A 1,306-nucleotide genomic window follows, 5' to 3' on the forward strand; every position below is an offset into this window, starting at 1 on the left:
TTTGTTTGAACATCAAACCTCACTGTTGAGTCTATTGGCAGAAAGTATAGCTTGAATGCTGGCCCATCCAATGCATCTTTTAATGAAGAAATGAACAATTTACTCATCGCAATGATGATAAAGAAGAATATGATGGCTTCGCCACTTGTACTATTGTACCCAAAAGAATAGCCTATAGGAATCGCTATTGCAGTAAATATTATAATCAATACTGGGTTTACCAGAAGAGATACTTTTAAACCGTACAACTGAATTACTTTATCAGTTACAAATGTCTGGAACAGGAAACTGAAGATTACTACTGTCGCTTCAAATAAACTTAAGAAAGTGGGAAGTTCATTTTCATCAAATCTTGCTGTCGTAACTGTTAAAAATGAGTAGTCAACGAAATTGATACCCACCATTGAAATAATCACAAAAAGAGCCATTAAAGCTATATATGGATTTTTTAAGAGTCCTCGATATGAGATGCTTTGTGTGTCAGTATGATCTTTCTTTTGTAATAAGTTGCTTCTTAAGATGTAGAAGAAAACAAACATGTCTCCTACAATCGCAATAAGGCTTATAAACAATAGGTCGTCAGTTTCTAGTAAGGCAGGAACAATCAGAGGGATTGAGAATAACGCAATAATTGAAGCTATTAGCTGTCCAGTATCTACACCTCCTATAATTCTTTTAGCTTGTCTAAGGCTAAACATCCGTCCAAATGCACCCCAGAACACGAGCATAACCATGAAGTTAGCCGGTACTATAAAGGTAAATGCAAAGAAATAAATAGGTATAGGATCAGATAAGTTTCTGAATGCAACTTCAACACCTAAAAGTGTGAGAGTCACAATAAATAAGGCTCCAATACCAAGAGCTTTAAACGAAATACGGTTTTGGAAGAAGTTGTATACTGCAGTAAAAACAATACCTAAAATACCAGAAGCCAAGATAGCCAGAGGTAATTGCTCCTCGACTTGCTGTTCATCCAAATTATTAAGGAATAATGCGGCTGCACCAACATCCAATGTGGCAAGGAAAATACCCATGAAAAAGCCCATAGCCAGAAGGGAGAATACCTGTTTGGATTCATCTTCATTAACATTTAAAGCACTTAATAGAGTTTGTTTTACCTTCATATTACAACTTCATTAATCAAGACAAGTTATGTAATATCTACACAACTTCTTAATAAAAAAGAATAAAATTGATAGGTAAAAATAGCCTTAATTAGGAGAATCTAAACTTTTTTAAGACTTGTTTGTTTCTTCAAATCCAGATTTTAGATGTAAGTCTTGCTGAGGGAAAGGAATTTCTATAT

Annotated in this window: 1 protein-coding gene; it reads right to left on the reverse strand. The window is 34.4% G+C overall.

The window, feature by feature from the left end; all coding sequences use genetic code 11:
- Nucleotides 1-1,124: hypothetical protein (locus tag E1140_RS00305; RefSeq protein ID WP_155177965.1), on the reverse strand; the 1,124-nt coding region annotated here is incomplete at its 3' end.
- Between the last annotated feature and the right edge of the window lie 182 nt (nucleotides 1,125-1,306).

It is taken from the genome of Fulvivirga lutimaris, from assembly GCF_009711525.1.
Classification (GTDB): domain Bacteria; phylum Bacteroidota; class Bacteroidia; order Cytophagales; family Cyclobacteriaceae; genus Fulvivirga; species Fulvivirga lutimaris.